This is a genomic window from Nonomuraea sp. CA-218870 (assembly GCF_050936535.1).
Classification (GTDB): domain Bacteria; phylum Actinomycetota; class Actinomycetes; order Streptosporangiales; family Streptosporangiaceae; genus Nonomuraea; species Nonomuraea corallina.
In genome coordinates this window covers 94,153-116,952 of record NZ_JBNJMN010000001.1, presented here as the reverse complement: position 1 = coordinate 116,952, position 22,800 = coordinate 94,153, and the positions used below count along the sequence as shown (strand labels likewise).

Here is a 22,800-nt window from a genome sequence, read left to right as displayed (position 1 = left end):
ACTCAGCCGATCAGCCCGCGCCGGAAGGCGACGGCGACGGCCGCCGCGCGGTCGTTGACGCCGAGCTTGGTGTAGACGTGCAGCAGGTGGCTCTTCACCGTGGCCTCGCTGATGAACAGGCGCGAGGCCACCTCCCGGTTGGTGGCGCCCTGCGCGATCAGGTCCAGGACCTCGATCTCGCGGGCGCTCAGCGGGTCGGCCGGCGTGCGCACCTGCCCCACCAGGCGGGTGGCGACGGAGGGGGAGAGCACGGACTCGCCCCGCGCCGCCGTGCGCACGGCCCTGACCAGGTCGTCGCGCTGGGTGTCCTTGAGCAGGTAGCCGGTGGCGCCGGCCTCGATGGCGGGCAGCACGTCCTTGTCGGTGTCGTACGTGGTGAGCACGAGCACCCGGGCCCGGAGCCCCAGCTCGGCCAGTCGCCTGATGGCGGCGACGCCGTCCATCACGGGCATGCGCAGGTCCATGAGGATCACGTCGGGCTCCAGGGTCCGCGCCAGCTCGACCGCCTGGGCGCCGTCGCCGGCCTCGGCGAGCACCTCGAAGCCCGGGTCGCCGGCGAACATGCCGCGGATGCCGTCGCGGACGATGGGATGGTCGTCGGCGATCAGCAGCCGGATCGGGCGCTCAGTCACGCGCCACCGCCGGGACGCTCGCGGAGACCGCGGTGCCGCCGCCGGGCTCGGTCTCGATCTCCAGAGTGCCCGCCAGGCGGCTGACGCGCTTGCGCATCGACGTCAGGCCGAAGCCGCCGCCGTCCCGTACCCGTTCGGGATCGAAGCCCGCGCCGTCGTCGCGCACGTCCAGTGTCACCAGGTCCTCCATGTACGAGAGCGTCAGCCCCACCCGGGACGCGCCCGCGTGCTTGGCCACGTTGGCCAGCGCCTCCTGCGCGGTGCGGAGCAGGGTCTCCTCCACCTCCGGGTGCAGGGGGCGGGGGGTGCCGGTGGTGGTGAGGCCGGCGCGCACGGCGTTGAGCTCGCTCCACCGGTCCACGACCTCGCGCAGCGCCTCGGGCAGCGGGGTGGCGTCGAGCTGGCCGGGGCCGACCGCGTGGACCGAGCGCCGGGCCTCGGCCAGGCTCTCGCGCGCCAGCCGGATCGCGTTGTCGACGTTGCGCCGCCAGTCGTCGGCCTGGTGCGCCGCCTGGAGCTGGGTGATGATGCCGGTCAGGCCCTGGGCCAGGGTGTCGTGGATCTCCGCCGCCATCCGCTGCCGCTCGTCCAGCACGCCCGCCTCCCGGGCCTGGATCAGCAGTTGGGCGTGCAGGCCCGCGTTCTCCTGCAGCGTCTCCTCCAGTCGCGCCACCATCTCCTTCCGTTCGGCGCTGCGCGCGGCCGTGATCTCGCCGACGAAGCTGAACAGGCCGACCCCGGCCACGATGCCGGCGGTGAGGAGCAGGTGGGTGAGGATCTCGGACGCGACGGGACGCGGCGGCCCGCCGAAGAAGGTCGTGACGCTGATGGTCGCCGTGGCGGTCACCCCCGCGAACCGCCACGGCCCCTTGAGGTAGTTCCACGAGTGCAGGTATCCGATGAAGGCGAAGAAGCTGGCGAACCACACCGCCTGCGTGCAGAGCACGACGATCAGGACGATCAGCCCGGCCGTGTAGACGACGCCGCGCGGCACCAGCGCCATCCAGGCGGCGGCCAGCGCGGCCAGTGCGACCATCAGCCACGGCCGGTCGTCCGCGCTCCCGGTGAGCAGCGCGAGCACCGTGGAGACCGCCAGCAGGACGTACGGCGAGGCCGCGAGCTGCCGCTCCACGAGGTGCTCCCACCGGTCCAGCCGGCCCGTCATGTCTCACTCCCAGCGGAAGAACCTGGCCGCGACGACGCTGACCCCCAGGGCGTACGCGGCCATCACCGCCATCGGCAGCGGATCGGCGTGACTCCCCGCCCAGACGTCCTGCAGGCTCTGCCGGAAAGCGCCCAGGGGAGTGTATTCGCCGACAAGGGCCAAGATATCGGGCATCTGGTTGATCGGCTGCATCAGTCCGGCCAGGTAGGCCATCGGGAAGTACAGCAGCACCCCGATCCCGTTGGCGGCCCGCCCGTTCTTGGCCAGAGCCGCGATGAGCAGCCCGACGGCGAACATCGCCCCCGTGCCGAGCAGGAAGGTCAGCGCCATCAGCGGCCACCGGGAGGGCAGGTGGGCGCCCAGCACCCCGCCCGCCACGGCCAGCAGCAGGCCGGCCGCGGCCACCGCGAGCACGAGCTGCAGGATCAGCTGCACCACCAGCATGTTGATCGGCCGTACCGGCGTCGCCGAGAGCCGGCGCAGGATGCCCCGCTCGCGGTAGGTGGCCATGGTGGTCGGCAGCATGTACAGGCCCACCAGCCCCACCGCGATGGCCAGCGCCATCGGCACCAGCACGGTGTCACCCGGCTGGATGGAGCTGCCGAAGACCACCAGGATGAACAGCGGGATGAGCAGCGAGAACACCGCCCCGGGCTCCCGGGTCAGCAGTTTCAGTTCGACGAGGGCGAGCTTGGTCACGGGTCCTACTCCTGGTTGCCGAAGGAACGCCCGGTCAGGGCGATGAACGCGTCGTCGAGCGTGCGCTTGTCGATGCGCAGGTCGCTGACGAGCACGTGGTGGCGGGCGAGATGGGCGGTGACCGCGGTGGCGAAGTCGGCCCGGCCGGTGACGACCACCCGGTCGCCGGTCCTGCTCACCCCGGTCACGCCGGGCACGGACTCCAGCCCGGCCGGCTCGCCGCCCATCAGGGTGAAGCTCATCCGGTGCTCGGCGTCGCCCCCGTCGATCAGCCCCGCCGGGGTGTCGATCGCGACGACGCGGCCGCGGTCGAAGACGGCGACCCGGTCACAGAGCTCCTCGACCTCGTCCATGAAGTGGCTGACCAGCACCACCGTCACGCCGCTCGCCCGGACCCGCTTGACCAGCTCCCAGGTGGTGCGGCGGGCCTGCGGGTCCAGCCCGGTGGTCAGCTCGTCGAGGAAGGCCACCTGCGGGTTTCCGACCAGCGCCAGCGCGATGAACAGGCGCTGCTTCTGGCCGCCCGACAGCTTCCCGAACCGGGCGTCGCGCTTGTCGTCCAGCCCCCACTCGGTCATCAGCTCCCGCCAGTCACGCGGCCGGGCGTAGAAGGAGGCGTAGAGGTCCAGGGCCTCCCACACCTTGATGTTCTCCGGCAGCTGCGTGTGCTGGAGCTGCACGCCGACCACCTCGCGGAGCCGCCGCTCGTCCCTGGCGGGGTCGAGGCCCTGCACGCTGATCGTCCCGCTGTCGGCCCTGCGCAGGCCCTCCACGCACTCCACGGTGGTGGTCTTGCCTGCGCCGTTGGGGCCGAGGATGCCGAAGATCTCGCCCTCCTCGACGGAGAACGACACCCCGTCCAGAACCGTCAGCTTCCCGTACGACTTGCGCAGGCCGGTGACTTCGATGACTGCCATGGCTCAAGCCTCGTCCGCCGGCGGCTCCGGCGAATCGACCCGCCGGCCATGATCCGCCGCGGTTGCGGTTGATCCGGAAATCAACCGATCGGTTGATGCGCCCACGGGCCGAACTCGGAGCTGAAACTTTCACCGGCGGTTGACGAACGGGCCGCCGCCGCCCATGATCACGCTTGTCTCCTGGTCAGGAGGAGGCGTCGAGTGAGGACCACTGCCCACGGCGAGGTGCACCGATGCCGAGAACCCTGCTCCGCGCCGCGTCCGCGATCGTGCTGACGCTGGCCGCCCTGAACGTCCCGACCGCCCATGCCCAGGAGGCCGCGCCCGTCGACGTGACCGTCAACACCCGCGCCGCGCTCGCCGCCGTACCCGAGACCGGCATCGGCACCAACCACGCCATCTGGGACGCCAACCTGGGGACGGACGAGACCGCCGACCTGCTCAAGGCGGCGGGCGTGCGGCTGCTGCGCTACCCCGGCGGCTCGTACTCCGACATCTACCACTGGGCCGACCACACCGCCCCCGGCGGCTACGTCGCGCCGAACACCGACTTCGACACCTACATGGCCGGCGTGCGCCGCACCGGAGCCAAGGCGATGGTGACCGCGAACTACGGCACCGGCACGGCCGAGGAGGCCGCCGCCTGGGTCAGGTACGCCAATGTCACCAAGGGCTACGGCGTGAAGTACTGGGAGATCGGCAACGAGAACTACGGCAACGGCCACTACGGCGCCGCCTGGGAGGCCGACGACCACCCGGACAAGAGCCCCGCCGAGTACGCCCGGCACGTCGTCGCCTACGCGGACGCGATGAAGGCGGTCGACCCGACCATCAAGATCGGCGCCGTGCTCACCACCCCCGCCAACTGGCCCGACGCCATCGTGGCCGAGGGCGACGAGGGAAGCTGGAACGAGGTCGTCCTGTCGGCCGCCGGCCACAAGATCGACTTCGTGATCCTGCACTGGTACCCGGGCGCCCTCGACCGTACAGGCCACGTGCCCGACATGATCCAGCTCACCCGCGAGCAGATCGCCCGGCACGCCGGCCCCGGCGCGGAGCGCATCGGCATCGCCATGACCGAGTTCAACACCGGCTCCAGCAGCAACGGGACCACCACCCAGCCGGGCGCCCTGGCCGCCGCCGACGCCTACGCGACGCTGCTGGCCAACGGCGTCTTCACGGTCGACTGGTGGAACGTGCGCAACGGCATCGGCGCCGTCACCGAGGTCGCGGGCCACACCGACTACGGCGACTTCGGGCTGCTGTCCAGCGCGTCCTGCACGTCCGACGGCTCCGTCTGCGAGCCCGCGCTCAACACCCCGTTCGCGCCCTACTACGCGCTGCAGATGGTCAGCCGGTTCGCCCGCCCAGGCGACCAGTTCGTCCGGGCGGCGACCGACCGGTCCGCCGTCTTCGCGCACGCCGCCCGCCGCCCCGACGGCTCCCTGGCGGTCCTGCTGATCAACTCCTCGCACGACACCTCGTACGCCGCCACGCTCGACTACGCCGGCTACACCCCCGCCCCCGGCGCCCCCACCGTGCTCACCCACGTCAACGGCGCCACCGCGATCACCACCGAGACCGCGGGCACCCCCGGCAGCCGGCTCCTGCCCCCGCTCTCGCTCACCACGCTCGTCCTGCGCCCCGCCGCCCCGGCGACCGGCCCCGGCGCCCCCGGCCTGCCCGCCGCCACCGGCGTGACGGACACCACCGCCACCATCACCTGGCCGCGCGCCGCCGACGGCGCCCGCCCGGTCGCCAAGTACGAGATCCACCGCCAGCACGGCGCCGTCACCGAGCAGCTCGGCGAGACCGCCGGGACCACGTTCACCGTCCGCAACCTGCGGCCCGGCACCCGCTACACGCTCAACGTGCTGGCCCGCGACACCGGCGGAGGGCTGTCCTGGTCCTCGCCGCCCGTGACGTTCACCACCGCCACCCCGGCCACCAGCACCTGCCGGGCGAAACTGACGATCCAGTCGGACTGGGCGAGCGGCTACGTCGGCAGCATCGAGCTGACCAACACCGGCGCCCCGGTCGACGGCTGGACCCTGGCCTTCACCTGGCCGCGGACCTGGCAGCGGCTCGACAGCGGCTGGAGCGCGGTCTGGACCCAGGACGGGCAGGACGTCAAGGCCGTGAGCGAGCCGGGGAACGGCGCGCTGGCCACGGGGGCGACGACCACCGTCGGCTTCGTCGGCGCCTACTCCGGACCCAACGTCCTGCCGTCGGTCTTCACCCTCAACGGCAGGGTCTGCGCCGGCGGCTGACGCCCGCCGGCCGGGTGCGGCGGCCCGGACCGCCGCACCCGGACCGGGCGTCCCAGATCTGCCACTCGCGTCACAGCAGTCCCTCGTGCATCTCGGGATGGCGATCCTCCGGTGCCAGTCAAGTCTTTTCTAAGCCGGTGGAGAGGGCGTGATTGATCCCTATTTGGGTGCTAGCGTCCTAATTGAGGAATCAATCAGATCGAGGGGAGGCACCATGTCTGGCGGATACGGACGAGGCTGCCGCCGTCGTCACCACCGTCGTTTCTGCCGCCGCAGGAGGTGGTGGGGCTTCTGGAACGACTGGGATGACGACTGGGGCTACTGGTGGTAGAACCCCGCATCTAACGGATTGCGACGGTCATCGCCGACTGCGAGATCGCCGCGATCCGTTTTTTCGTGCCCGCGATTCAGGCGCCCGGATTTCTCAGACCTGCCGTTCGAGCAGCGTCTTGAGCCCGGACAGGACCTCAGGCCAGCCGCTGCTGAGCATCTCCAGCGCGGTGCTGCCCGGTTCGAACCCGTCGTGGACCACGGTCAGCCTGACGCCGTCGCCGTGCGGTTCGAGCTCGAAGGTCACGCGCGAGCGGGGCTCGCCCTTGAGCTCGGCCAGCACGTCGGCCCCGACGCCGGACACCTCGGCCCACTCCGGGGTGAAGGCGTGCCAGCTGTAGGAGAGCCGCCGGTACGGGTCGGACTCCAGGACGGTGCTGCCGCCGTCGTCGAACGCCGACTCCCCGGAACGCCAGCCGACGGAGGCGCCCTCGGTCCAGGCCGACTCCAGGGCGAGACCCCAGTAGGCCTCGGTGAACTCCGGCTCGATGAGGGCGCGCCACAGCCGCTCCGGCGTGGTGGCGATGTAGGTCGTGTAGACGAACTCGGGCTTGGACACGGCGGTCTCCTCCAGGGCGTGCTTCAGCGCCGACAGGGCCTGGACGCGGCGGCGGTCGTAGCGGCGGATCCAGCGGTCGGCGATCTCGTTGATGGGGGCGGCGTTGAGATAGTGGAGCTTCTCCCGGCCGCGCCTCCTCGTGCTGATCAGGTCGGCGGCCTCCAGGACGGCCAGGTGCTTGCTGACGGACTGGCGCGCCATGGCCAGGCCCTCGCACAGCTCGTTGAGCGTCTGGCCGTCTCGGGCGTGGAGGCTGTCCAGGAGCAGGCGGCGGCTCGGGTCGGCCAGCGCCTTGAACACCTCGTCCACGGGGAACCACCTCACAAATGCAGCCGTTCGGCTGCTTGTCTGAAAATAGGCAGCCAAAAGGCTACATGTCAAGGCCGCCTCAGCACCTCCGCAGCATGTTGAGCAGCGCCACCTTCTCCCCGCGGGTCACGAACAGCCCATAGTGACGCTTCACGGTGATCCACGACGTCGCGTACTCGCACCAGTAGGCGCGGCGCTGCGGCCGCCAGCTCTGCGGCCCCTGGCCGCCCTTGGCGATGTTGGCGGAGTGGCTGACCGTGAGCAGCTCCGGCCGGATCAGGTCGTTGGCGAACGCGCGCCGCTTGGCCGGGCTCCACCGTTTGGCGCCCGAGCGCCAGGCGTACGCGAGCGGCACCAGATGGTCGACGTCCACGTGCCTCTCGCTCTTCAGCCTCTTGCCGTCGTACGGGCTGTACCAGTGACCCTTGACCGGATGGCAGGCCGCGTTCCTGCGCACGCCCCGCCCGTCTCGCGCCAGCGCCAGCTCCCGTGTGCTGCACCGCCCCTTGCGGTCGGCCCAGTGCGGCCGGAACTTCTCCCGGCTGTAGCCCCGGATGGACAGCGGCCTGGCCACCTTGAGCTGAGCCAGCGCGCGCCGGGCCGCGGCCTGTTTGGAGGATTCGGCCGCCGCCTGAGGGGTAGTCAGGACGACGGTGGCCGGGAGAGCCACAAGGGTGAGCGCGGCGATGTGTGCCGACCGCCGCAGGGAGATCATGGTTTTGCCCATGCCCAGCGGCATCCCCGATCATGGCGGCGATATTCGCCCTATTCGCGGCTTCTGGCCGTCGCGACAGGTCCCGGAACCCCGCGCGGACGGGGGCGTGAGAGGATCGGCACTGTGTCGCGCCTGCTGATCGTGCACCACACCACCTCGCCCACGCTGCGCGAACTCTTCGAGGAGGTCCGGCGCGGCGCCGCCGCCGACGGGATCGAGGGCGTCGACGTGGTCACCCGCCCGGCGCTGGCCGCCACCGCCGTCGACGTGTTCGAGGCCGACGCGATCATCCTGGGCACCCCGGCCAACATCGGCTACATGAGCGGCGCACTCAAGCACTTCTTCGACACGATCTACTACCCCTGCCTGGAGGAGACCCGGCGCCTGCCGTACGCCCTCTACGTCCACGGCAACAACGACACCACGGGAGCCGTCCGCGCGGTGGAGTCCATCGCCACCGGGCTCGGCTGGGAGCGGGTCCGCCCGCCGGCCACGGTGACGGGCCCGCCCGGCAAGGACGACCTGGAGTCCTGCTGGGAACTCGGCGCCACCGTCGCCGCGACGATCAGCGCATGAGCGGTTCGCCACTGGCACGCCGACGAGTGGAACGTGCGGGGGCGTCGTCGTCCGCACTCTGGCCGGCCGGGGCGCACGCCGACCACCCGGCGGCGACCGATCGCTAGCGGGGTGCGAGCCCGGTCTTCCCGTCGATCAGCTCGCGTACGACGTCGAGGTGCCCGGCATGACGGGCGGTCTCCTCGATCATGTGCAGCGCGATCTGCCGTAAGTCGGAGATCTTGTCTCCCGGCGGATGGGGATGGCGTCCCCGGGGCCGCGCCGACAGCGGCAGGGCGGCGAGGACGGCGTCGGACCGCGCGCACTGGGCGCGGTAGAAGGCCAGGACCACCGACGGCGGGCGCGGGGTCGTGAGCGGCTCGTGGTCGTCGGCCGGCCAGGGCAGGGGCTCGGCGGAACCCAGGGCGACCTCCTGGAACCAGTGGCGCTCCGCGTGACCCAGATGCTCGACGAGCCCCAGCGGGGTCCATCCCGAGGGCAGGACGGCGGTCGTCAGGGCGTCGTCGTCGAGACCGTCGAGGATCGCCAGCACGGCGGCGCGCTGCGCCTCCAGGAACGTCAGCAGGGCGTCCTTCTCGCTGTCGCTCACCGGCCCACAGCCCTTCTCCGGCCAACCCGCCGCACCGAAGGCTAACGACCGCCTCCGACATTTCTCGCGCGGCCGCTTGTGAAGCTAAACGTCCTCTTTGTCATGAAGTACGTAGAGCATGCCTTGACGATAACCATGACCCGCTTCGCGTGACTAGAGCTGTACTATCCTGGCCGCTCCTAAAAGGATCAACACTGAGGATTTACGCCGTGTCAGTCTTGTGGGCCGCATTAGCGATCGTCTTCGTCATCTGCCTGCTCAACCTCGTGCTCACCATCGCGGTGATCCGGCGCCTTCGCGAGCACACCGAGCTGCTCAATCGAGGAGGCGGACAGCACCCCGGACAGGAAGAGATCACCCTGCCCGCCGGCTCCCGCGTCGGCGAGTTCAGCGCCGTCACGGTCGACGACCGGACGCTGACCCGCGAGGATCTCCGGCCGGGGATGCTCGTGGCCTTCTTCTCGCCGCGCTGCCCCACCTGTGAGGAGGAGAAGCCGGCCTTCATCCGGTACGCCTCCGGCCTGCCGGGCGGCCCCGACCAGGTGATCGCCGTGCTGCTGGGCACACCCGAGGAGCTCGCCGGGCTGCGCGAGGAGCTGGGCGAGGTCGCGCGGATCGTCATCGAGCCGGACGTCGACGGCGCGATGTCCACGGCGTTCGCCCTGCGCGGATACCCCGCCTTCTGCCTCATGGGCCAGGACGGCGTCCTCCAGGTGACCGGGTTCCGGGTCGACGTCCTGCCCGACTCCGTGGCCCTGTGACGACCGGCAGGCGGGTCGCCCTCGCCGCGTGGCGGCTGGCCTGGCGGTCCTCGGCGCGTACGACCGTCGCCCAGCTCGTGCTGACCGTGCTGGGCGCGGGCGCGCCCCTCGCCGTCGCGTGGCTGACGAAGATCGTTTTCGACCGGTTGAGCGCCCCGGACGGACCCGGAGACCTGACGTGGCCGATCACCGGCCTGGTCGCCGCGGGCATCCTGACGGCGCTGCTCGCGCAGGTGCTGCGCTACCTGCGGGCCGAACAGGGACGGATCGTCGCACTCGCCGCCCTCGACCGGCTCTACGCCGCGGTCAACAGGCTGGTCGGCCTGGGACGGTTCGAGGACCCGCAGTTCGCGGACCGGCTGCGCTTCGCCCGCCACGCCGGCGGGTCCGGACCGGCCGAGATCGTGGCCGTGAGCCTGAACCTGCTCCAGCAGGTCCTGGTGACCGCCGGGTTCGTCATCTCCCTGGTCACCGTCAGCCCGGTGCTGGCGGTGGTCGTCCTGGCCGGCGCGCTGCCCGCCGTCGGCGCCGAGTTCGCGCTCGCCCGCCGGCGGGCCGAGGCCATGAACACCGTGGGACCGCTGGAACGGCGCGAGCTGTTCTACGGCCAGCTGCTCTCCGACGTGGAGGCGGCCACCGAGGTGCGGCTGTTCGGCGTCGGCTCCTTCCTCCGGCGACGGATGCTCGGCGAACGCCGCAGCGCCAACCGGGTGGAGCGGGCCATGGACCGGCGCGCCCTGGGCACGGAGGCGCTGCTCACCGCGCTCTCGACCGCGGTCGCGGGAGGCTGCCTGGTCTGGGTGGTCAACGCCGCCGCCGCCGGGGCGGTCTCCATCGGTGACGTGTCCATGCTGGTCGCCGCCGTCGCCGCGGTCCAGGCGGCGCTGCTCGGCATCGTGCGCGACCTGGCCGGGGCGCACACCCAGCTGCTGATGTTCGGCCACTACCTCGCCGTCGTGGAGGCGGAGCCCGACCTGCCGGTGGCGGCCCGCCCCCTTCCGGTGGAGCCGTTGCGGCACGGCATCGAACTGCGCGACGTCTGGTTCCGCTACCGGGAGGACCTCCCGTGGGTGCTGCGCGGCGTCACCGTGACCATCCCGAAAGGCCGGTCGGTCGCTCTCGCCGGGTACAACGGCGCCGGCAAGAGCACGATCATCAAACTCCTGTGCCGCTTCTACGATCCCGACCGCGGCCAGATCCTCTGGGACGGCGTCGACCTGCGCGACCTCGACCCGGCGCAGCTGCGCGCCCGGATCGCGGGCGTCTTCCAGGACTTCGTCTCGTACGAGATGTCAGCCGCCGAGAACATCGGCATCGGGGACGTGGAAGCCCTGGCGGACCGGTCACGCGTCGAGACCGCCGCCCGGGACGCGGGCGTCCACGACATCCTCGACAGGCTCCCGCACGGGTACGACACGCTGCTCAGCCGCATCTACTTCGCCGGCGACGAACTCAACGGGAACACCCCGGGCACCACGCTCTCCGGTGGCCAGTGGCAACGGGTCGCCATCGCCCGCAGCTTCCTGCGCGGCGGTCGTGACCTGCTCATCCTCGACGAGCCGAGCGCACGCCTCGACGCCGAGGCCGAACACGAGATCCACCAGGGCTTCCGGCGGCTTCGCGCCGGCGGCACCAGCCTGCTGGTGTCGCACCGGCTCGGCACGATCCGGGACGCCGACCTGATCCTGGTGCTCGACGGCGGCACCGTGGCCCAGGCCGGGCGGCACGACGAACTGGTCGAGGCGGGAGGGCTCTACGCCGAGCTGTTCTCCCTCCAAGCCGCCGGATATCGGGATTGACCGCGACCTGAATAGATCTTTACTGTAGGTCAAAACGGGTCAAAATCGAGCGATGCCTACCGGTATCCGACGAGCGGCCCGTCACCTCACAAGGGAGTAAGCATGCTGCGACTCTTCAACACGCTGGGCGACCGGATGCTGTCCGCCTTCGTGCCCAAGGTCACCGCCCAGGCCGCCTGCACGACCTGGAAGGAATTCTGCTACTGCAGCGGTGTCTATTCCATTTCCCGGTGGTGCGACCGCGGCTGCGACAGCAGCCAGACGACCTGCGGGCCGTGCAACGTGAGAGGGGCCAAGTACAGCTGCTAGCTCACCCGTAAGACGCGAGTGGCCGCCGGCCGGAGCCGGTGGCCGCTTCCGTGTCACGGACCCGGCCGCCTGGCGGCGGTCGATGACGCTCCCACCCTCATCGTGCGACCCGCCGATGAGTTCCACCGAAGAGTAAGGCGCCTTCCGTGCAGGCCGTGATCGCAGTGCTCCTGGCAGGCGCCGGCGTGGCGGCCCTCGCCGCGGTGCTGCGGCGCAGGTTCGTGCTGGCCACCGTCGCGGGCTACAGCATGACGCCCACCCTGCGTCCCGGCGACCGTCTCCTCGTACGCCGCGCGCCCCTGTCGCGCCTGAGCGTGGGCGACATCGTCGTGGTCGTGCCGGACGCCCGGATGGCGGCGGGGCCGCGCCACACCACCGGCTACGTGATCAAACGGTTGGCCGCCGTACCGGGGGATCCCGTACCGGATCACGTCCCGGCGCCGGCGCACGAACGCGTCCCTCCCGGCCGGATGGCGATCCTGGGGGACAACCCCGACGCCAGCCGCGACTCGCGGGACTACGGCCTGGTCACCCAGGAGCAGCTCGTCGGCGTCGTCGTGCGCGCCCTCGGCGCCTCGGACCCGGTCAAGGACGAACCCGCAAGAGATCAGGCCAACCCGTAACGCGGTCCCCATCCGGCGGGCGCGCAGGAAATCAGGCGAAACCGTAAGGCAGTCTCTATTCTGCGGGAGGTGCGCAACTCCCTCACCTTCGCGAACCTCCTCGACGACGCCGCCCTGCTCTCCCTGGAGCACCAGCTGCACCTCGAAGAAGTTCTCGCCGAGCACTCCTGGCACGTGAACCTGAAGCAGCCGCTCTTCGAGTTCACCGGCGACCGGTCGATCACCTGTACCGCCTTCCACCTGCTCGGCACCGCCGCCCCCGGACCGGCTTCGTGGTTGTGGGCGTGGGCGAACCCGTCGGGCTTCCCGGAGGCCGTGGTGTCCGCCTCGGAACGGGTACGCGACTTCGGGCGTCAGCACGACATCCCGGAACTGGCCTCCGCGGAGGTGCCGTTCGCCTCGCTGCCCGGCTCCCCGTCAGCGCCGCACGTGGTCGCCGGGCTGCTCACGGAGGCGGCCAAGACGGTGACCGGGCACTGGACCTCGTACAACGGGGAAGCCGGCGGCGGGACCCGGGCCGCGTTCCTCGTGGAGCACCCCGACTTCCACCTGCCCGCGCCCGAGCCGGTCCGGGTGATCCGCGTCATCGAGCAGGCGCTCGCCGACCTGTTGCTGACCGACCACCGGCGCGCGCTGCGCGCCTACGCCGCCGGTCGCGGCCTCGGCGCGGAGTTCGACGACCGCGAGGGCCGGCTCACCGGGCCGGGATTCGAAGCGGTCGTGGACCTCGACGCGTACGGCCGCGTCACCGCCATCAAGGCCGGCCTGTCCTCACCCGACGGACCGACCCCCTGAAGCGGCGCTCCAGTGAAAAATCCGGTGGAACCTGTCGAGGATCGGTGCCGGCCGTTCGTCACCTGCACGACACAGCCCTTCCGACCACGAGGAGCAACGATGAAGTACGCGATGCTGATCTTCGGCGACGACCGCGAGTGGGACGCGCTGTCCCCGGCCGAGGAGCAGGACCTGATGAGCCAGATCCACGAGTGGTACGAGCGTTGGCAGCCGACCGGCAAGATCGTCGACGGCGGCGCCGAGCTGCGGCCCCGGGACACGGCGAAGACGGTCCGCGCCGGCGCGGACGGCCGGCCGATGATCATTGACGGGCCGTACCTCGAACTCAAGGAGGTTATCGGCGCGGTCGTCATGCTGGAGTGCGACCACCTCGACGAGGCCGGGCGGATCGCCGCCACCTGGCCGCTCGCCGCCGGGATGAGCGCGGTGGAGGTCCGCCCCGTGATGAGCCGCGACCAGTAGTGACGCCGGGCGCCGGTCTCACAGCCGGCGCCTCAGCTCAGCCACCCGGCGCGACATCAGCTCCCGTTCGGCCGGGTTCGCCGCCAGCTCCAGCGCCCGCTCCGCCGCCGTCAGCGCCTCCGACGGACGGCCGAGCGCCGCCAGCAGATCGGCCCGGGCCGCGTGCCACAGGTGATAACCGGCGAGCCGGTCACCGAGCGCCTCGACCTCGTCCAACGCAGGAGCCGGCCCCACCGCGAACCGCGTGGCCACCGCCCGGTTCAGCAGCACCACCGGCGACGGGTCCAACACGTACAGCCGGTCGTACAGCGCCCGCACGCCCGCCCAGTCGGTGGCCTCGTACGAGCCGGCCAGGGCGTGCAACGCGGCGATGCCGGCCCGCACCTGGTACGGTCCCGGCCGGCCACGGCGCACCGCCGCCCGCAGCCGCAGCGCCGCCCGTCCGATCGCCGCCCTGTCCCACATCCGCCGATCCTGCCGTTCGAGCAGCACGATGCGGCCCCAGGAGTCGAACCGCGCGCCGACGCGGGCGTGATGCAGCTCCAGCAACGCCGCCAGCCCCGCGGCCTCCGGCTCATGGGGCAGCAGCCCGGCGAGCCGGCCCGCCAGCTCCACCCCCTCACGGGCCAGCTCGCGCCGCTGAACGGACCGGCCACTGGACAGATAACCCTCGTTGAAGACGAGATAGATCACCGCGAGCACGGCCGGCAGCCGGTCGGCGTACTCCTGCGGCCGCGGCACCTCGAACCGGACCCCGCGTTCCCGCAACTGGCGCTTGGCCCGGGAGAGCCGCTGCGCCATCGTCGGCAGCGGCACCAGGAACGCGGCGGCGATCTCGGCCGTGCTCAGCCCGGCGGCCGCGTACAACGTCAGCGCCACCCGGGCCGGCTCGGGAAGATCCGGATGGCAACACCCGAACACCATGGCCAGCCGATCGTCCACGCCCGGCTCCGGCGGCGCTTCGGCGGCCACCCGCGCCAACTTCTCGCGGCCGACGGCGTCTCGGCGCAGCCGGTCCAGCGCCTTGCGCCAGCCCGTGGTGACCAGCCAACCGGTGGGGCTATCGGGCACGCCCTCGACGGGCCAGCGCCTGAGCGCCTCGGCCAGCGCGTCCGACAACGCCTCCTCGGCCCGGTCGAAGTCGCCGAGCCGCCGGGTGAGCGCGCCGAGCATGCCGGCCGCGTCCGCCCGCCAGATCCGATCTAACACTTCCGCCACGTCGCCCATCGCACCAGTGTCCCCGCGTGTGCGACACGCCCCCGCACCCGGCGGCCCTGCCCGGGAGGGAGCCCCTGGTCCCTGACGTTCGCTCCGCCGGCGCCGGTCTGGAATCAGGCGTCGGGTCCAGCCCCTCTCACCGGCTCGTCCCACCAGGGCATGCGTAGCCGTCGGCATCCCAGCAGTGATCCGCCGCCGAAGCGATGAGTCTCGCCTCGCGGTCGCCCTCCACCAACACCTCGACGACCCGCTCCCCGAACCTCTTGGTCAGGTCGTACGCCTCACACCGCACCGTGCAGTCCCGTGTGCGTTCGGAGGCCGGTTCGCTGCTCCACCCCGCTTTGCCGAAGGCGGCCACGACCTCCTTCGGCGTCACATCCTCGATGTGGACCTTGACGTGCGCCCCGAATGTGGAGGAGTCGCAGTCATTCCAGTCCTCCATGGTCGCGACCAGGTCGCCCTCGGAGAGAGCGGGACGCAACGCCTCCCGGACGAGGTCGTTCTCATAGTCCGCCCGTTCATGACACGACCGCCCGCCGGCCACCACGCCGAGCAGCCCGCAGCCGGAGGCGAAGACGGCGCTCAGCACGATGAGAACCGGGACCAGCTTGATGCTCGCCATCGCGCCCGAAGCCTTGATCACCGCGCCAGTCAACCATGGACGGCCGAGCCCGTTTCGAGCCGTGGCGACACCCAGACGATCAGGCCGCGGCGCGTACCGATTGACAGCTGTTAGCTATGTGGAATAGCTTTTAAGATATGCAACCTAGCTACAGGAGCAGGGAAACCGCCCATGCCTAGGGCCGGGCTCACCCGCAGCCGGGTCGTCGACGCCGCAATCGAACTCGTCGACAAGCACGGCCTTCCAGCGCTGACCCTCGCCGCCGTCGCCGAACACTGCGGCGTCGCGGCCCCGTCTCTCTACAAGCACGTGAGCAACATCGCCGACCTGCGCACCCTGGTCGGCATACGTGTGATGGAGGAGATGACGGACGGTTTCACGGCCGCCGTGCTCGGCCGCAGCGGCACCGACGCCGTGACCGCGCTCATGCGGGCCTACCGCGCCTACGTGACCGCCCACCCCGCCCGCTACGCGGCCGTTCCCGTCGACCCGCTGCACCAGCAGGAGTACGCCGCCTCCGGGCGCCGCATGCTCGAGGTCATGCAAGCGGCGCTGCGCCCCTGGCAGCTCGACGAGAACGAATCGATCCACGCGATCCGGGCCGCCAGAGTGATCGTCCACGGCTTCGCGTCACTGGAGGCGGCGGGTGGCTTCGGCCTGCCACACGACCTCGACGAAACCTACGAGCGCCTGATCCGGCTGTTCCTCGCCACCCTCCCCCCGCTTTAGGAGATCGCCGTGCCGCTCACCCACACCCGACTCGCCGCCGCCGCACTGACCGCCGCCGGTGTGCTGTTCTTCCTCTACCCGGCGCTCCGCCCGTGGGCGGACGAATCCACAGCCGACGGCGCCCTGCACGCGCTGTCCTCGCCCTGGTGGGTGGCGACCCACCTCTTTGCGATGATCGGGTTCATCCTCGTCCCGCTGGCGCTGCTGCCGATCAACCGTATCGCCGCCGTCATCATGTGGATCGGCGCGGGCCTGACCCTGCCCTACTACGGCGCGGAGAACTTCGCGCTGAACACCATCGCCCTCAAGGTGAGCGAAGGCCGGCAGTTAGACCTGCTCGGCCTCACGGAGAGCATCCGCTACCACCCGGCGGCGGCGGCCACGTTCCTCATCGGGCTGATCCTGCTGGGCGCCGGCGCACTCACCGCCGCCGTCGCGATCTGGCGCTCCGGCGTACTCCCTCGATACAGCGCAGTGCTCTTCGGCATCGGCTTCGCCCTGTTCATCCCCCAGTTCTTCGTCGGCGAGGCAGGGCGAATCGCGCACGGCGTACTCATGGCCGCCGGATGCGGATGGCTCGCGGTCTCCCTCTGGCGAACCCGAACCGTCCCGCTTGGCCGCCCCACCACCGCGTAACCCTCGACACACAACAGTTGGTGTGCCGCGCCTGAAGCTCGTCGGCGTTCAACGTTGGTGGACATTGCCGTACGGGTTGCCGTAGCCGTTCATCGGGGAACGACCTGAGCGCTGACGCCCGGCAGGTCGTCGAATGCGGCAGATGAGTCCATCGTGATCACTGTCCGCGCGGTGGCCGCCGCCGTCGCCGCTATCAGCAGATCATAGGCGCCACGTGTTTTTCCCGCCCGCCGTATGTGCGCCATGAGGCGAGCATGGACCCTGGCGACATTCGTGGTGTATTCCTCGACAGGGATCAACGCGAGGACCTGATCCACGAAAGCTTGCCGATCGGGCCGGCGGTCCTCATCGGCCAACTCCACGCCGACGAACAACTGGGCCACCGTGATCGCCGCGATCGCCACATCATCGGCGTCCCCGATCACCGTGTCCACGGCCGCCTTGCCTCGCTCGGCGGCGATGAGCACACCTGTGTCCAGGATCAGGCGCCGGGCCACGTGTCTCTCATCTCGTTGTCGGTCGCTTCACGTGCCGCCGCCACGTCAGCCTCGAAATCGGCGTCCAACGTGCCCGCGCTTCTGGACAGGAACGCCTTGACCATACGGCCCGGCGCGGCCGGCGCGGGGCCGATCACGGCGATCTGCTTGCCGCCGCGAGTCACCACGATGGTCTCCCCGCGCTCGGCCTCGTCAAGGACGGCCGCGAAGTTTCGGGACGCTTCCGTAGCGGTCATCGCCTTCATGGAATCAGACTATCTGATACCTCCGTTGATCGCTGGCTGTAAGCAGGCTGTCCGCTATGGCTCCGCCATCAGTAAACACGAAAACGCCCCGAAGCGATGATCGCTACGGGGCATTCTTGCTGGTCGGATGAGGTGGTCAGGGGCGGGGTCGAACCGCCGACCTTCCGCTTTTCAGGCGGACGCTCGTACCAACTGAGCTACCTGACCTAGAGCGGTCCTGACGGGACTTGAACCCGCGACCTCCACCTTGACAGGGTGGCGAGCACTCCAAACTGCTCTACAGGACCTTGCTTCTTGCTTTGCGCTCGCTTAGCTTACCAGCTCCCCGGTGGTCTCAGACCATCCGTTTCGCGGTGCGCCAGGCGCTCGCTGTGCCCCCAACGGGATTCGAACCCGTGCCGCCGCCTTGAAAGGGCGGTGTCCTAGGCCGCTAGACGATGGGGGCTCAGGATTCCCTGTCGCCTTCCGTCGGAGACCTCTGAAGCATAGGGGACGATTGCCCCTCATGCCAAAGCGGCTTTCCGTTGGCCGGCGTGGTCGTGCCGCTGATCGATCCCGATGGCGTCGGGGCGCTCGTTGGCTCTGGGAGAATTGTACGACCCGGGTCGGGTTCCACGTGACGCTGGACGTACACCGACTGCTCGCCAAGGCCGCCGAGGGTGATGTCGTCCCAGGCCTGGAGGCGTTTGGTCTCTTTGTCGAAGTACAGGACGGATGCCTGGACGGGGGTGGGCGCCTCGTGTTCGAGGGCGCGCAGGCCGGCGCCGCCTGTGGAGCCCTGGACCATGACGCGGGTGCCGGTGGGCAGCATGGCGGTGGAGCGGGCGTGGGCGTGGCCGGTGAGCACGAGCGGAGTGGCGCCGGAGAAGCCGCGGGCGACGATGTCGTCGTGCACGGCCACGAGGTCGGCCTGCTCGACCTTGGCCCGGTGGTCGCGGCCGTACTGCTCCATGGAGGCGGGGTCGGGCTGGACGACGGTGGTCTTGTCGGGGGTGAACCGGGGGTCGCCGAGGCCGTAGATGTCCAGGCCGGCGACGTTGCGCATCTTGTCGTCGAGGACGATGGCGTTCTTCTGGCCGGCGACCGCGCGCTGGGTGGTCTTGGAGTCGTGGTTGCCCCGTACGAACACGTACGGGACCCCTAGGGTGCCGATCTCCTCAACGAATTTGTTCTCCGCCTTCGTCCCGTGATCGGAGATGTCCCCGGTGTCGACGATCAGGTCGACGGCGAACTGGTCCTTCAGGGAGCGGATCACGGTCCAGGCGATCGGGTTGATGTGGATGTCGGAGACGTGCAGGACGCGGATGGACCGGTCGTCGGCGTCGTACACCGGGAGTGTCGAGACCGCGTCGTACAGCTTCGAGACATTCGTCACCAGCTTGGTGAGCTGCGCGCGGTACGACTCGAACCTGGACACGATGGCCTCCGCGCTGCCCACCAGGGAGGGGGCGGCGGCGATCAGGCCGGAGTAGCGGGGTTCGACGAGCGAGCCCGGCTGGAACGTACGGACCGCGAACATTCCCGTGCCCGCCAGCGCCACCGCGGCCGCCAGCAGGCCCGTCAGCGCCACCAGCGGGCGCCTGAAGACCAGCAGGACGGCGATCAGCGCGCCCGCGCCCGCGCACAGCAGCGAGCGGATCGCGAGTTCGCGCACGCCGTCCATCAGATCGCGCTCGATCATGGCCGGCAGCCGGTCGGTGAGCTTGGGGTCCTCCAGGAGGAGGCGGGCGCGTTCCTGGTCGATGTTCTCCAGCGTGATGCGCAGGGTGAGGGGCGCGTCGTGGCTGCGGAACGTGAGCGTGCCCAGCGGGCTGGCGTCCACGATCGTCTCGCCCGACCACGACGGCCGGACGGTCATCCCCGTCTCGACCGGGCCGATCTGGGCGCGTACGGTGCCGCTCAGGAAGATGCCCAGCCAGGCGCCGGCCGCGGCCACCAGGAGTACCGCCGCCGCCTTGACCACCCTGGAGCGGATGACCTTCTTCAATGCGTCCGAGAAGTTCATACGCTTTCTTGGATACCCGAGCCACGGGGCAGAATGACACGTGTGATCGAGGTTTCACCGGAGAGGTTCGACGAGCTCGTGTCCGAGGCGCTGGACACGATCCCGCCCGAGCTGACCGAGGTGATGAGCAACATCGTCGTCACCGTGGTGGACGATCCGCCCGAACCCCACCTGCTCGGTCTGTACACCGGCATTCCCCTCACCGAGCGCGGCGACTGGTACTCGGGCGTTCTGCCCGACCGGATCGAGATCTACCGCAATCCGATCTGTGAGATCTGCAGGACCGAGGACGAAGTGATCGAGGAAGTACGGATCACGGTCGTCCACGAAGTCGGTCACCACTTCGGCATCGACGACGCCCGCCTGCACGAGCTGGGCTGGTAACTCTTTGCATGTGAGGCGCTCCTTTGGGTTGCGCATTGCCGATTGATCGGGCACCTTAGGTGACATATTCAGCACTGTGAGTCAGGCACACCGGAGTCCAGTGGGGGCCATGCGTGCGCGACGGCTGCCGGGGCGGCACAGGCGCTCCACCGAGCGCCAGGCCACCTACGGCGAGGTCATCGCCGTCAAGGAGTTCAGGGCGCTGTGGTACGCGCAAGGCCTGTCCCTGCTCGGTGACCAGCTGGCTCAGGTGGCGCTGGCCGTCCTGGTCTACGACCGCACCCGGTCGCCGCTGGCCACCGCCGCCGTCTACGCGCTCACCTACCTCCCGTCGATCCTCGGCGGGCCGTTGCTGGCCGGGCTGGCCGACCGGTTCGCGCGCCGGGGCGTGATGCTGGCGTGCGATCTGCTGCGCGCCGGGCTGGTGTGCGTGATGGCGCTGCCGTTCATCCCGTTCTGGGCGCTGTGCGCGCTGGTGTTCCTGGTGGTGCTGCTCAGCGCGCCCTTCTCGGCCGCGCGCGCCGCTCTGCTGCCGGAGGTGCTCCAGGGAGACCGGTACGTGGTCGGTTCCGCCTTGCAGAACATGACGAACCAGGCCGTCCAGATGATCGGTTTCGCCGCGGGCGGCGCCATGATCGCCGCCATGGGCCCGTACCGCGCTCTCGCCCTGAACGCGGCGACCTTCCTGGCCTCGGCGCTGATCCTGGTCGCCGGCGTGCGGCGGCGGCCCGCCCCGCGCGACCCAGGGGACCAGCCGTCCATGTGGGCCATGACCAGAGCCGGAGCCGGACTCGTCTTCGGTGACCGCGAGCTGCGCACGCTCGTGCTGTTCGCCTGGCTCTGCGGCTTCTACGTGCTGCCGGAGGGCATCGCCGTGCCGTACGCGGTCGCCCTCTACACGGGCGACCTGCCCGTTCCGGTGATCACGGGTCTGCTGATGGCGTCCATGCCGGCCGGCACCGTGGTGGGGGCGTTCCTGTTCAGCCGGTTCGTCTCGCCGCCGGGCCGGCTGCGGCTGATGGGCTGGCTGGCCATGCTGAGCTGCGCGCCGCTGGTCGTGACCGCGCTGCGGCCGCCGCTGGAGATGGTGCTGGCGGCCTGGTTCCTGTCCGGCGTGGGAGGCGCCTATCAGCTCGCCGCGAACGTGGCGTTCGTTCAGAGAGTGCCCGCCGGGCAGCGCGGGCAGGCGTTCGGCCTGGTGCACTCCGGCCTGATGGCGGTGCAGGGCATCGCCATCCTGATCGGCGGTTACGCCGCCGAACGACTCGGCCCCGAGCCGGTCGTCGCCCTCTCGGGCGTCACCGGCCTCACCGTCGCCGCCGTGCTGGCCATGGTCTGGGCCGCTGCCCGCGGCCCCAGAGTGAGCGCGCAGGCCACCGCCTGATCACTGGCGCGGCTTGTGGTCGTCCTCGTTCCACGGGTTGCTGCTCGTGCTCTTCTCCTGCTGCTTGGCCAGCAGGTCCTGAACGATCGAGGTGTCCTTGCCCTCCTCCGGCAGGAGCAGCCAGCCGATGGCGTAGACGCCGATGCCGAGGCCGCCGAAGAGCGTGACGATCGCCAGGCCGATGCGGATGATGTTCGGGTCGATGCCGACGAACTCGCCGACGCCGGAGCAGACGCCCGCGATCATCCGGCCCTTGTGGGTCCGACGCAACTTCTTGCTGCTGTGGTATTCGCTCATGCCTCAAGACTGCCCCCCGACCCGCCGTTCGCACATCGGGATTCCCCCTGGTAGAACCCTGGTAGCCCCCTAATGAGGAGAGGAGCGCGCCATGGACGACCTGTTGCGCCTGGACGATCGGCTCAACGGTGACCAGAGGCTGATCCGTGACACCGTGCGGTCCTTCGTCGCCGACCGCGTCCTGCCGCACGTCGCGGACTGGTTCGAGGAGGGCACGTTCCCGGCGCGCGAGCTCGCGCCCGAGCTCGGCTCGCTCGGCCTGCTCGGCATGCACCTGGAGGGCTACGGCTGCGCCGGAACGGACGCGACCTCGTACGGGGTGGCCTGCCGCGAGCTGGAGGCCGGCGACTCGGGGCTGCGGTCGTTCGTGTCGGTGCAGGGCTCGCTGGCCATGTTCCCCATCTGGCGGTACGGCTCGGATGAACAGAAAGCGGAGTGGCTGCCCCGGATGTCCGCCGGTGAGGCGATCGGGTGCTTCGGCCTGACCGAGCCGGACCACGGCTCCGACCCGTCGGGCATGCGCACGTACGCCAAGCGCGACGGCTCCGACTGGGTGCTCAACGGATCCAAGATGTGGATCACGAACGGATCCGTCGCGGACGTCGCGGTGGTGTGGGCACAGACGGACGACGGCGTCCGCGGCTTCGTCGTCCCCACCGACACCCCGGGCTTCTCCGCCCCTGAGATCCACAAGAAGATGTCCCTGAGGGCGTCGATCACGTCGTCGCTCTACTTCGACGACGTGCGACTGCCCGAAACGGCCGTCCTGCCCGGAGTGCGCGGCCTGAAGGGACCGCTGTCCTGCCTCTCCGAGGCGCGCTTCGGCATCCTGTGGGGGACCGTGGGCGCCGCCCGGGCCTGCGTCGAGGCGGCCGTCGAGTACGCCCAGACCCGCGTCCAGTTCGGCAAGCCCATCGGCGCCTTCCAGCTGACCCAGGAGAAGCTGGCCTGGATGTACGTCGCACTGGCCCAGGCCGGACTGACCGCGCTGCACCTCGGCGCCCTGAAGGACGCCGGCGCCCTCGAACCCCGGCAGATCAGCTTCGGCAAACTCGCCAACGTACGAGCCGCCCTGGACATTGCCCGGCAGGCCCGATCCATCCTCGGCGGGAACGGGATCACGCTGGAGTACCCTGTGATCAGGCACATGAACAACCTGGAGAGTGTGCTCACGTACGAGGGAACACAGGAGATCCACACCTTGGTGCTGGGCGAGGCGCTGACGGGGCTGGCGGCATACCGGTAAGGGCGTCGCGTGGCGGGCGGTAACCTC

The 22,800-nt window shown here is 70.4% G+C and carries 26 protein-coding genes and 3 tRNA genes; 13 read left to right on the top strand and 16 right to left on the bottom strand.

Going from position 1 to position 22,800, the window contains the following annotated elements:
• Positions 1 to 2: 2 nt before the first annotated feature.
• The 4 genes from ACQEUU_RS00600 to ACQEUU_RS00585 are packed head-to-tail and all read right to left on the bottom strand — an operon-like array spanning position 3 to position 3,413.
• Positions 3 to 632, bottom strand: coding sequence for a response regulator (locus tag ACQEUU_RS00600; protein WP_433058708.1), 630 nt, complete (start codon positions 630 to 632; stop codon positions 3 to 5).
• On the bottom strand, positions 625 to 1,797 hold the full coding sequence (locus tag ACQEUU_RS00595) for a sensor histidine kinase (protein WP_433058706.1): 1,173 nt from the start codon (positions 1,795 to 1,797) through the stop codon (positions 625 to 627). The genes ACQEUU_RS00600 and ACQEUU_RS00595 overlap by 8 nt, the downstream gene beginning before the upstream one ends.
• A 3-nt stretch (positions 1,798 to 1,800) precedes the next feature.
• Positions 1,801 to 2,496, bottom strand: coding sequence for an ABC transporter permease (locus ACQEUU_RS00590; protein WP_433058703.1), 696 nt, complete (start codon positions 2,494 to 2,496; stop codon positions 1,801 to 1,803).
• 5 nt (positions 2,497 to 2,501) lie between these two features.
• The gene (locus ACQEUU_RS00585; protein WP_433058701.1) at positions 2,502 to 3,413 is read right to left on the bottom strand and encodes an ABC transporter ATP-binding protein; all 912 of its coding nucleotides are present in this window, start codon (positions 3,411 to 3,413) and stop codon (positions 2,502 to 2,504) included.
• A gap of 233 nt (positions 3,414 to 3,646) precedes the next feature.
• Between ACQEUU_RS00585 and ACQEUU_RS00580 the strand changes: the two genes are divergently transcribed.
• Positions 3,647 to 5,683 (top strand): cellulose binding domain-containing protein, encoded by a 2,037-nt coding sequence (locus ACQEUU_RS00580; RefSeq protein ID WP_433058698.1) that lies wholly within the window; start codon positions 3,647 to 3,649, stop codon positions 5,681 to 5,683.
• Positions 5,684 to 6,107: 424 nt separating this feature from the next.
• Here the strand turns inward: ACQEUU_RS00580 and ACQEUU_RS00575 are convergent, their stop codons facing one another.
• Positions 6,108 to 6,881, bottom strand: a complete 774-nt coding sequence (locus ACQEUU_RS00575; protein WP_433058695.1) for an ArsR/SmtB family transcription factor — start codon at positions 6,879 to 6,881, stop codon at positions 6,108 to 6,110.
• 79 nt (positions 6,882 to 6,960) lie between these two features.
• Complete coding sequence (locus ACQEUU_RS00570) at positions 6,961 to 7,608, bottom strand: HNH endonuclease family protein (RefSeq protein WP_433058692.1); 648 nt, start codon at positions 7,606 to 7,608, stop codon at positions 6,961 to 6,963.
• A gap of 111 nt (positions 7,609 to 7,719) precedes the next feature.
• Between ACQEUU_RS00570 and ACQEUU_RS00565 the strand changes: the two genes are divergently transcribed.
• Positions 7,720 to 8,172: a flavodoxin family protein gene (locus tag ACQEUU_RS00565; protein WP_433058689.1), complete on the top strand. Its 453-nt coding sequence runs from the start codon at positions 7,720 to 7,722 to the stop codon at positions 8,170 to 8,172.
• A gap of 103 nt (positions 8,173 to 8,275) precedes the next feature.
• Here ACQEUU_RS00565 and ACQEUU_RS00560 read toward each other — a convergent pair whose 3' ends face one another.
• A complete protein-coding gene (locus ACQEUU_RS00560) occupies positions 8,276 to 8,761 on the bottom strand; it encodes a DinB family protein (protein ID WP_270153002.1) in 486 nt (161 codons plus the stop codon).
• Between the two features lie 209 nt (positions 8,762 to 8,970).
• Here ACQEUU_RS00560 and ACQEUU_RS00555 point away from each other — a divergent pair, with 209 nt between their 5' ends.
• From ACQEUU_RS00555 to ACQEUU_RS00530, 6 genes are all read left to right on the top strand, one after another.
• On the top strand, positions 8,971 to 9,522 hold the full coding sequence (locus tag ACQEUU_RS00555; RefSeq protein ID WP_270153003.1) for a hypothetical protein: 552 nt from the start codon (positions 8,971 to 8,973) through the stop codon (positions 9,520 to 9,522).
• Positions 9,519 to 11,321, top strand: coding sequence for an ABC transporter ATP-binding protein (locus ACQEUU_RS00550; protein WP_433058685.1), 1,803 nt, complete (start codon positions 9,519 to 9,521; stop codon positions 11,319 to 11,321). The genes ACQEUU_RS00555 and ACQEUU_RS00550 overlap by 4 nt, the downstream gene beginning before the upstream one ends.
• A 102-nt stretch (positions 11,322 to 11,423) precedes the next feature.
• On the top strand, positions 11,424 to 11,630 hold the full coding sequence (locus tag ACQEUU_RS00545) for a hypothetical protein (protein WP_148035312.1): 207 nt from the start codon (positions 11,424 to 11,426) through the stop codon (positions 11,628 to 11,630).
• Positions 11,631 to 11,785: 155 nt separating this feature from the next.
• Positions 11,786 to 12,253, top strand: a complete 468-nt coding sequence (locus ACQEUU_RS00540; RefSeq protein WP_433058682.1) for a S26 family signal peptidase — start codon at positions 11,786 to 11,788, stop codon at positions 12,251 to 12,253.
• Between the two features lie 69 nt (positions 12,254 to 12,322).
• A complete protein-coding gene (locus ACQEUU_RS00535) occupies positions 12,323 to 13,048 on the top strand; it encodes a DUF6882 domain-containing protein (protein WP_433058679.1) in 726 nt (241 codons plus the stop codon).
• A 99-nt stretch (positions 13,049 to 13,147) separates the two neighbouring features.
• Complete coding sequence (locus ACQEUU_RS00530) at positions 13,148 to 13,510, top strand: YciI family protein (protein WP_270153006.1); 363 nt, start codon at positions 13,148 to 13,150, stop codon at positions 13,508 to 13,510.
• Positions 13,511 to 13,528: 18 nt separating this feature from the next.
• Here the strand turns inward: ACQEUU_RS00530 and ACQEUU_RS00525 are convergent, their stop codons facing one another.
• Together ACQEUU_RS00525 and ACQEUU_RS00520 are read right to left on the bottom strand one after the other, a co-directional pair.
• Positions 13,529 to 14,737 carry an RNA polymerase sigma factor gene (locus tag ACQEUU_RS00525; protein ID WP_270153007.1) on the bottom strand — a complete coding sequence of 403 codons (1,209 nt, stop codon included), beginning with the start codon at positions 14,735 to 14,737 and terminating at the stop codon, positions 13,529 to 13,531.
• 127 nt (positions 14,738 to 14,864) lie between these two features.
• Positions 14,865 to 15,371 (bottom strand): hypothetical protein, encoded by a 507-nt coding sequence (locus ACQEUU_RS00520; protein WP_270153008.1) that lies wholly within the window; start codon positions 15,369 to 15,371, stop codon positions 14,865 to 14,867.
• A gap of 150 nt (positions 15,372 to 15,521) precedes the next feature.
• On the opposite strand from ACQEUU_RS00520, the gene ACQEUU_RS00515 reads away from it, so the two are divergent.
• Entirely contained in the window at positions 15,522 to 16,079 is a 558-nt protein-coding gene (locus ACQEUU_RS00515) for a TetR/AcrR family transcriptional regulator (RefSeq protein WP_270153009.1), read from the top strand.
• Positions 16,080 to 16,088: 9 nt separating this feature from the next.
• A complete protein-coding gene (locus ACQEUU_RS00510; protein ID WP_270153010.1) occupies positions 16,089 to 16,715 on the top strand; it encodes a hypothetical protein in 627 nt (208 codons plus the stop codon).
• A gap of 89 nt (positions 16,716 to 16,804) precedes the next feature.
• Here ACQEUU_RS00510 and ACQEUU_RS00505 read toward each other — a convergent pair whose 3' ends face one another.
• From ACQEUU_RS00505 to ACQEUU_RS00480, 6 genes are all read right to left on the bottom strand, one after another.
• The gene (locus ACQEUU_RS00505; protein ID WP_270153011.1) at positions 16,805 to 17,212 is read right to left on the bottom strand and encodes a PIN domain-containing protein; all 408 of its coding nucleotides are present in this window, start codon (positions 17,210 to 17,212) and stop codon (positions 16,805 to 16,807) included.
• Positions 17,197 to 17,457 (bottom strand): type II toxin-antitoxin system Phd/YefM family antitoxin, encoded by a 261-nt coding sequence (locus tag ACQEUU_RS00500; RefSeq protein WP_270153012.1) that lies wholly within the window; start codon positions 17,455 to 17,457, stop codon positions 17,197 to 17,199. The genes ACQEUU_RS00505 and ACQEUU_RS00500 overlap by 16 nt, the downstream gene beginning before the upstream one ends.
• 133 nt (positions 17,458 to 17,590) lie before the next feature.
• Positions 17,591 to 17,664 (bottom strand) — tRNA-Phe (locus ACQEUU_RS00495).
• Between the two features lie 5 nt (positions 17,665 to 17,669).
• Positions 17,670 to 17,744, bottom strand: a tRNA-Asp gene (locus tag ACQEUU_RS00490).
• An 85-nt stretch (positions 17,745 to 17,829) separates the two neighbouring features.
• Positions 17,830 to 17,902: transfer RNA gene (locus ACQEUU_RS00485), tRNA-Glu, on the bottom strand.
• Positions 17,903 to 19,462 carry a metallophosphoesterase family protein gene (locus ACQEUU_RS00480; protein WP_270153052.1) on the bottom strand — a complete coding sequence of 520 codons (1,560 nt, stop codon included), beginning with the start codon at positions 19,460 to 19,462 and terminating at the stop codon, positions 17,903 to 17,905. It lies immediately after the preceding tRNA gene.
• Positions 19,463 to 19,495: 33 nt separating this feature from the next.
• Here ACQEUU_RS00480 and ACQEUU_RS00475 point away from each other — a divergent pair, with 33 nt between their 5' ends.
• Both ACQEUU_RS00475 and ACQEUU_RS00470 read left to right on the top strand, forming a co-directional pair.
• A complete protein-coding gene (locus tag ACQEUU_RS00475) occupies positions 19,496 to 19,846 on the top strand; it encodes a metallopeptidase family protein (RefSeq protein ID WP_433058671.1) in 351 nt (116 codons plus the stop codon).
• 109 nt (positions 19,847 to 19,955) lie between these two features.
• Complete coding sequence (locus ACQEUU_RS00470; RefSeq protein WP_433058668.1) at positions 19,956 to 21,230, top strand: MFS transporter; 1,275 nt, start codon at positions 19,956 to 19,958, stop codon at positions 21,228 to 21,230.
• On the opposite strand, the gene ACQEUU_RS00465 is transcribed toward ACQEUU_RS00470, so the two are convergent.
• A complete protein-coding gene (locus ACQEUU_RS00465) occupies positions 21,231 to 21,527 on the bottom strand; it encodes a PspC domain-containing protein (RefSeq protein ID WP_433058665.1) in 297 nt (98 codons plus the stop codon).
• Between the two features lie 91 nt (positions 21,528 to 21,618).
• Between ACQEUU_RS00465 and ACQEUU_RS00460 the strand changes: the two genes are divergently transcribed.
• On the top strand, positions 21,619 to 22,773 hold the full coding sequence (locus ACQEUU_RS00460) for an acyl-CoA dehydrogenase family protein (protein WP_433058663.1): 1,155 nt from the start codon (positions 21,619 to 21,621) through the stop codon (positions 22,771 to 22,773).
• Positions 22,774 to 22,800: the final 27 nt, after the last annotated feature.

What these genes read in the sequence shown, in the direction of transcription:
- ACQEUU_RS00595 (WP_433058706.1), bottom strand. Translation starts at nt 1,797, where the DNA reads ATGACGGGCCGGCTGGACCGGTGGGAGCACCTCGTGGAGCGGCAGCTC.
- ACQEUU_RS00585 (WP_433058701.1), bottom strand. Translation starts at nt 3,413, where the DNA reads ATGGCAGTCATCGAAGTCACCGGCCTGCGCAAGTCGTACGGGAAGCTG.
- ACQEUU_RS00580 (WP_433058698.1), top strand. Translation starts at nt 3,647, where the DNA reads ATGCCGAGAACCCTGCTCCGCGCCGCGTCCGCGATCGTGCTGACGCTG.
- ACQEUU_RS00570 (WP_433058692.1), bottom strand. Translation starts at nt 7,608, where the DNA reads ATGGGCAAAACCATGATCTCCCTGCGGCGGTCGGCACACATCGCCGCG.
- ACQEUU_RS00545 (WP_148035312.1), top strand. Translation starts at nt 11,424, where the DNA reads ATGCTGCGACTCTTCAACACGCTGGGCGACCGGATGCTGTCCGCCTTC.
- ACQEUU_RS00530 (WP_270153006.1), top strand. Translation starts at nt 13,148, where the DNA reads ATGAAGTACGCGATGCTGATCTTCGGCGACGACCGCGAGTGGGACGCG.
- ACQEUU_RS00525 (WP_270153007.1), bottom strand. Translation starts at nt 14,737, where the DNA reads ATGGGCGACGTGGCGGAAGTGTTAGATCGGATCTGGCGGGCGGACGCG.
- ACQEUU_RS00515 (WP_270153009.1), top strand. Translation starts at nt 15,522, where the DNA reads ATGCCTAGGGCCGGGCTCACCCGCAGCCGGGTCGTCGACGCCGCAATC.
- ACQEUU_RS00500 (WP_270153012.1), bottom strand. Translation starts at nt 17,457, where the DNA reads ATGAAGGCGATGACCGCTACGGAAGCGTCCCGAAACTTCGCGGCCGTC.
- ACQEUU_RS00480 (WP_270153052.1), bottom strand. Translation starts at nt 19,462, where the DNA reads ATGAACTTCTCGGACGCATTGAAGAAGGTCATCCGCTCCAGGGTGGTC.
- ACQEUU_RS00475 (WP_433058671.1), top strand. Translation starts at nt 19,496, where the DNA reads ATGACACGTGTGATCGAGGTTTCACCGGAGAGGTTCGACGAGCTCGTG.
- ACQEUU_RS00470 (WP_433058668.1), top strand. Translation starts at nt 19,956, where the DNA reads ATGCGTGCGCGACGGCTGCCGGGGCGGCACAGGCGCTCCACCGAGCGC.
- ACQEUU_RS00465 (WP_433058665.1), bottom strand. Translation starts at nt 21,527, where the DNA reads ATGAGCGAATACCACAGCAGCAAGAAGTTGCGTCGGACCCACAAGGGC.
- ACQEUU_RS00460 (WP_433058663.1), top strand. Translation starts at nt 21,619, where the DNA reads ATGGACGACCTGTTGCGCCTGGACGATCGGCTCAACGGTGACCAGAGG.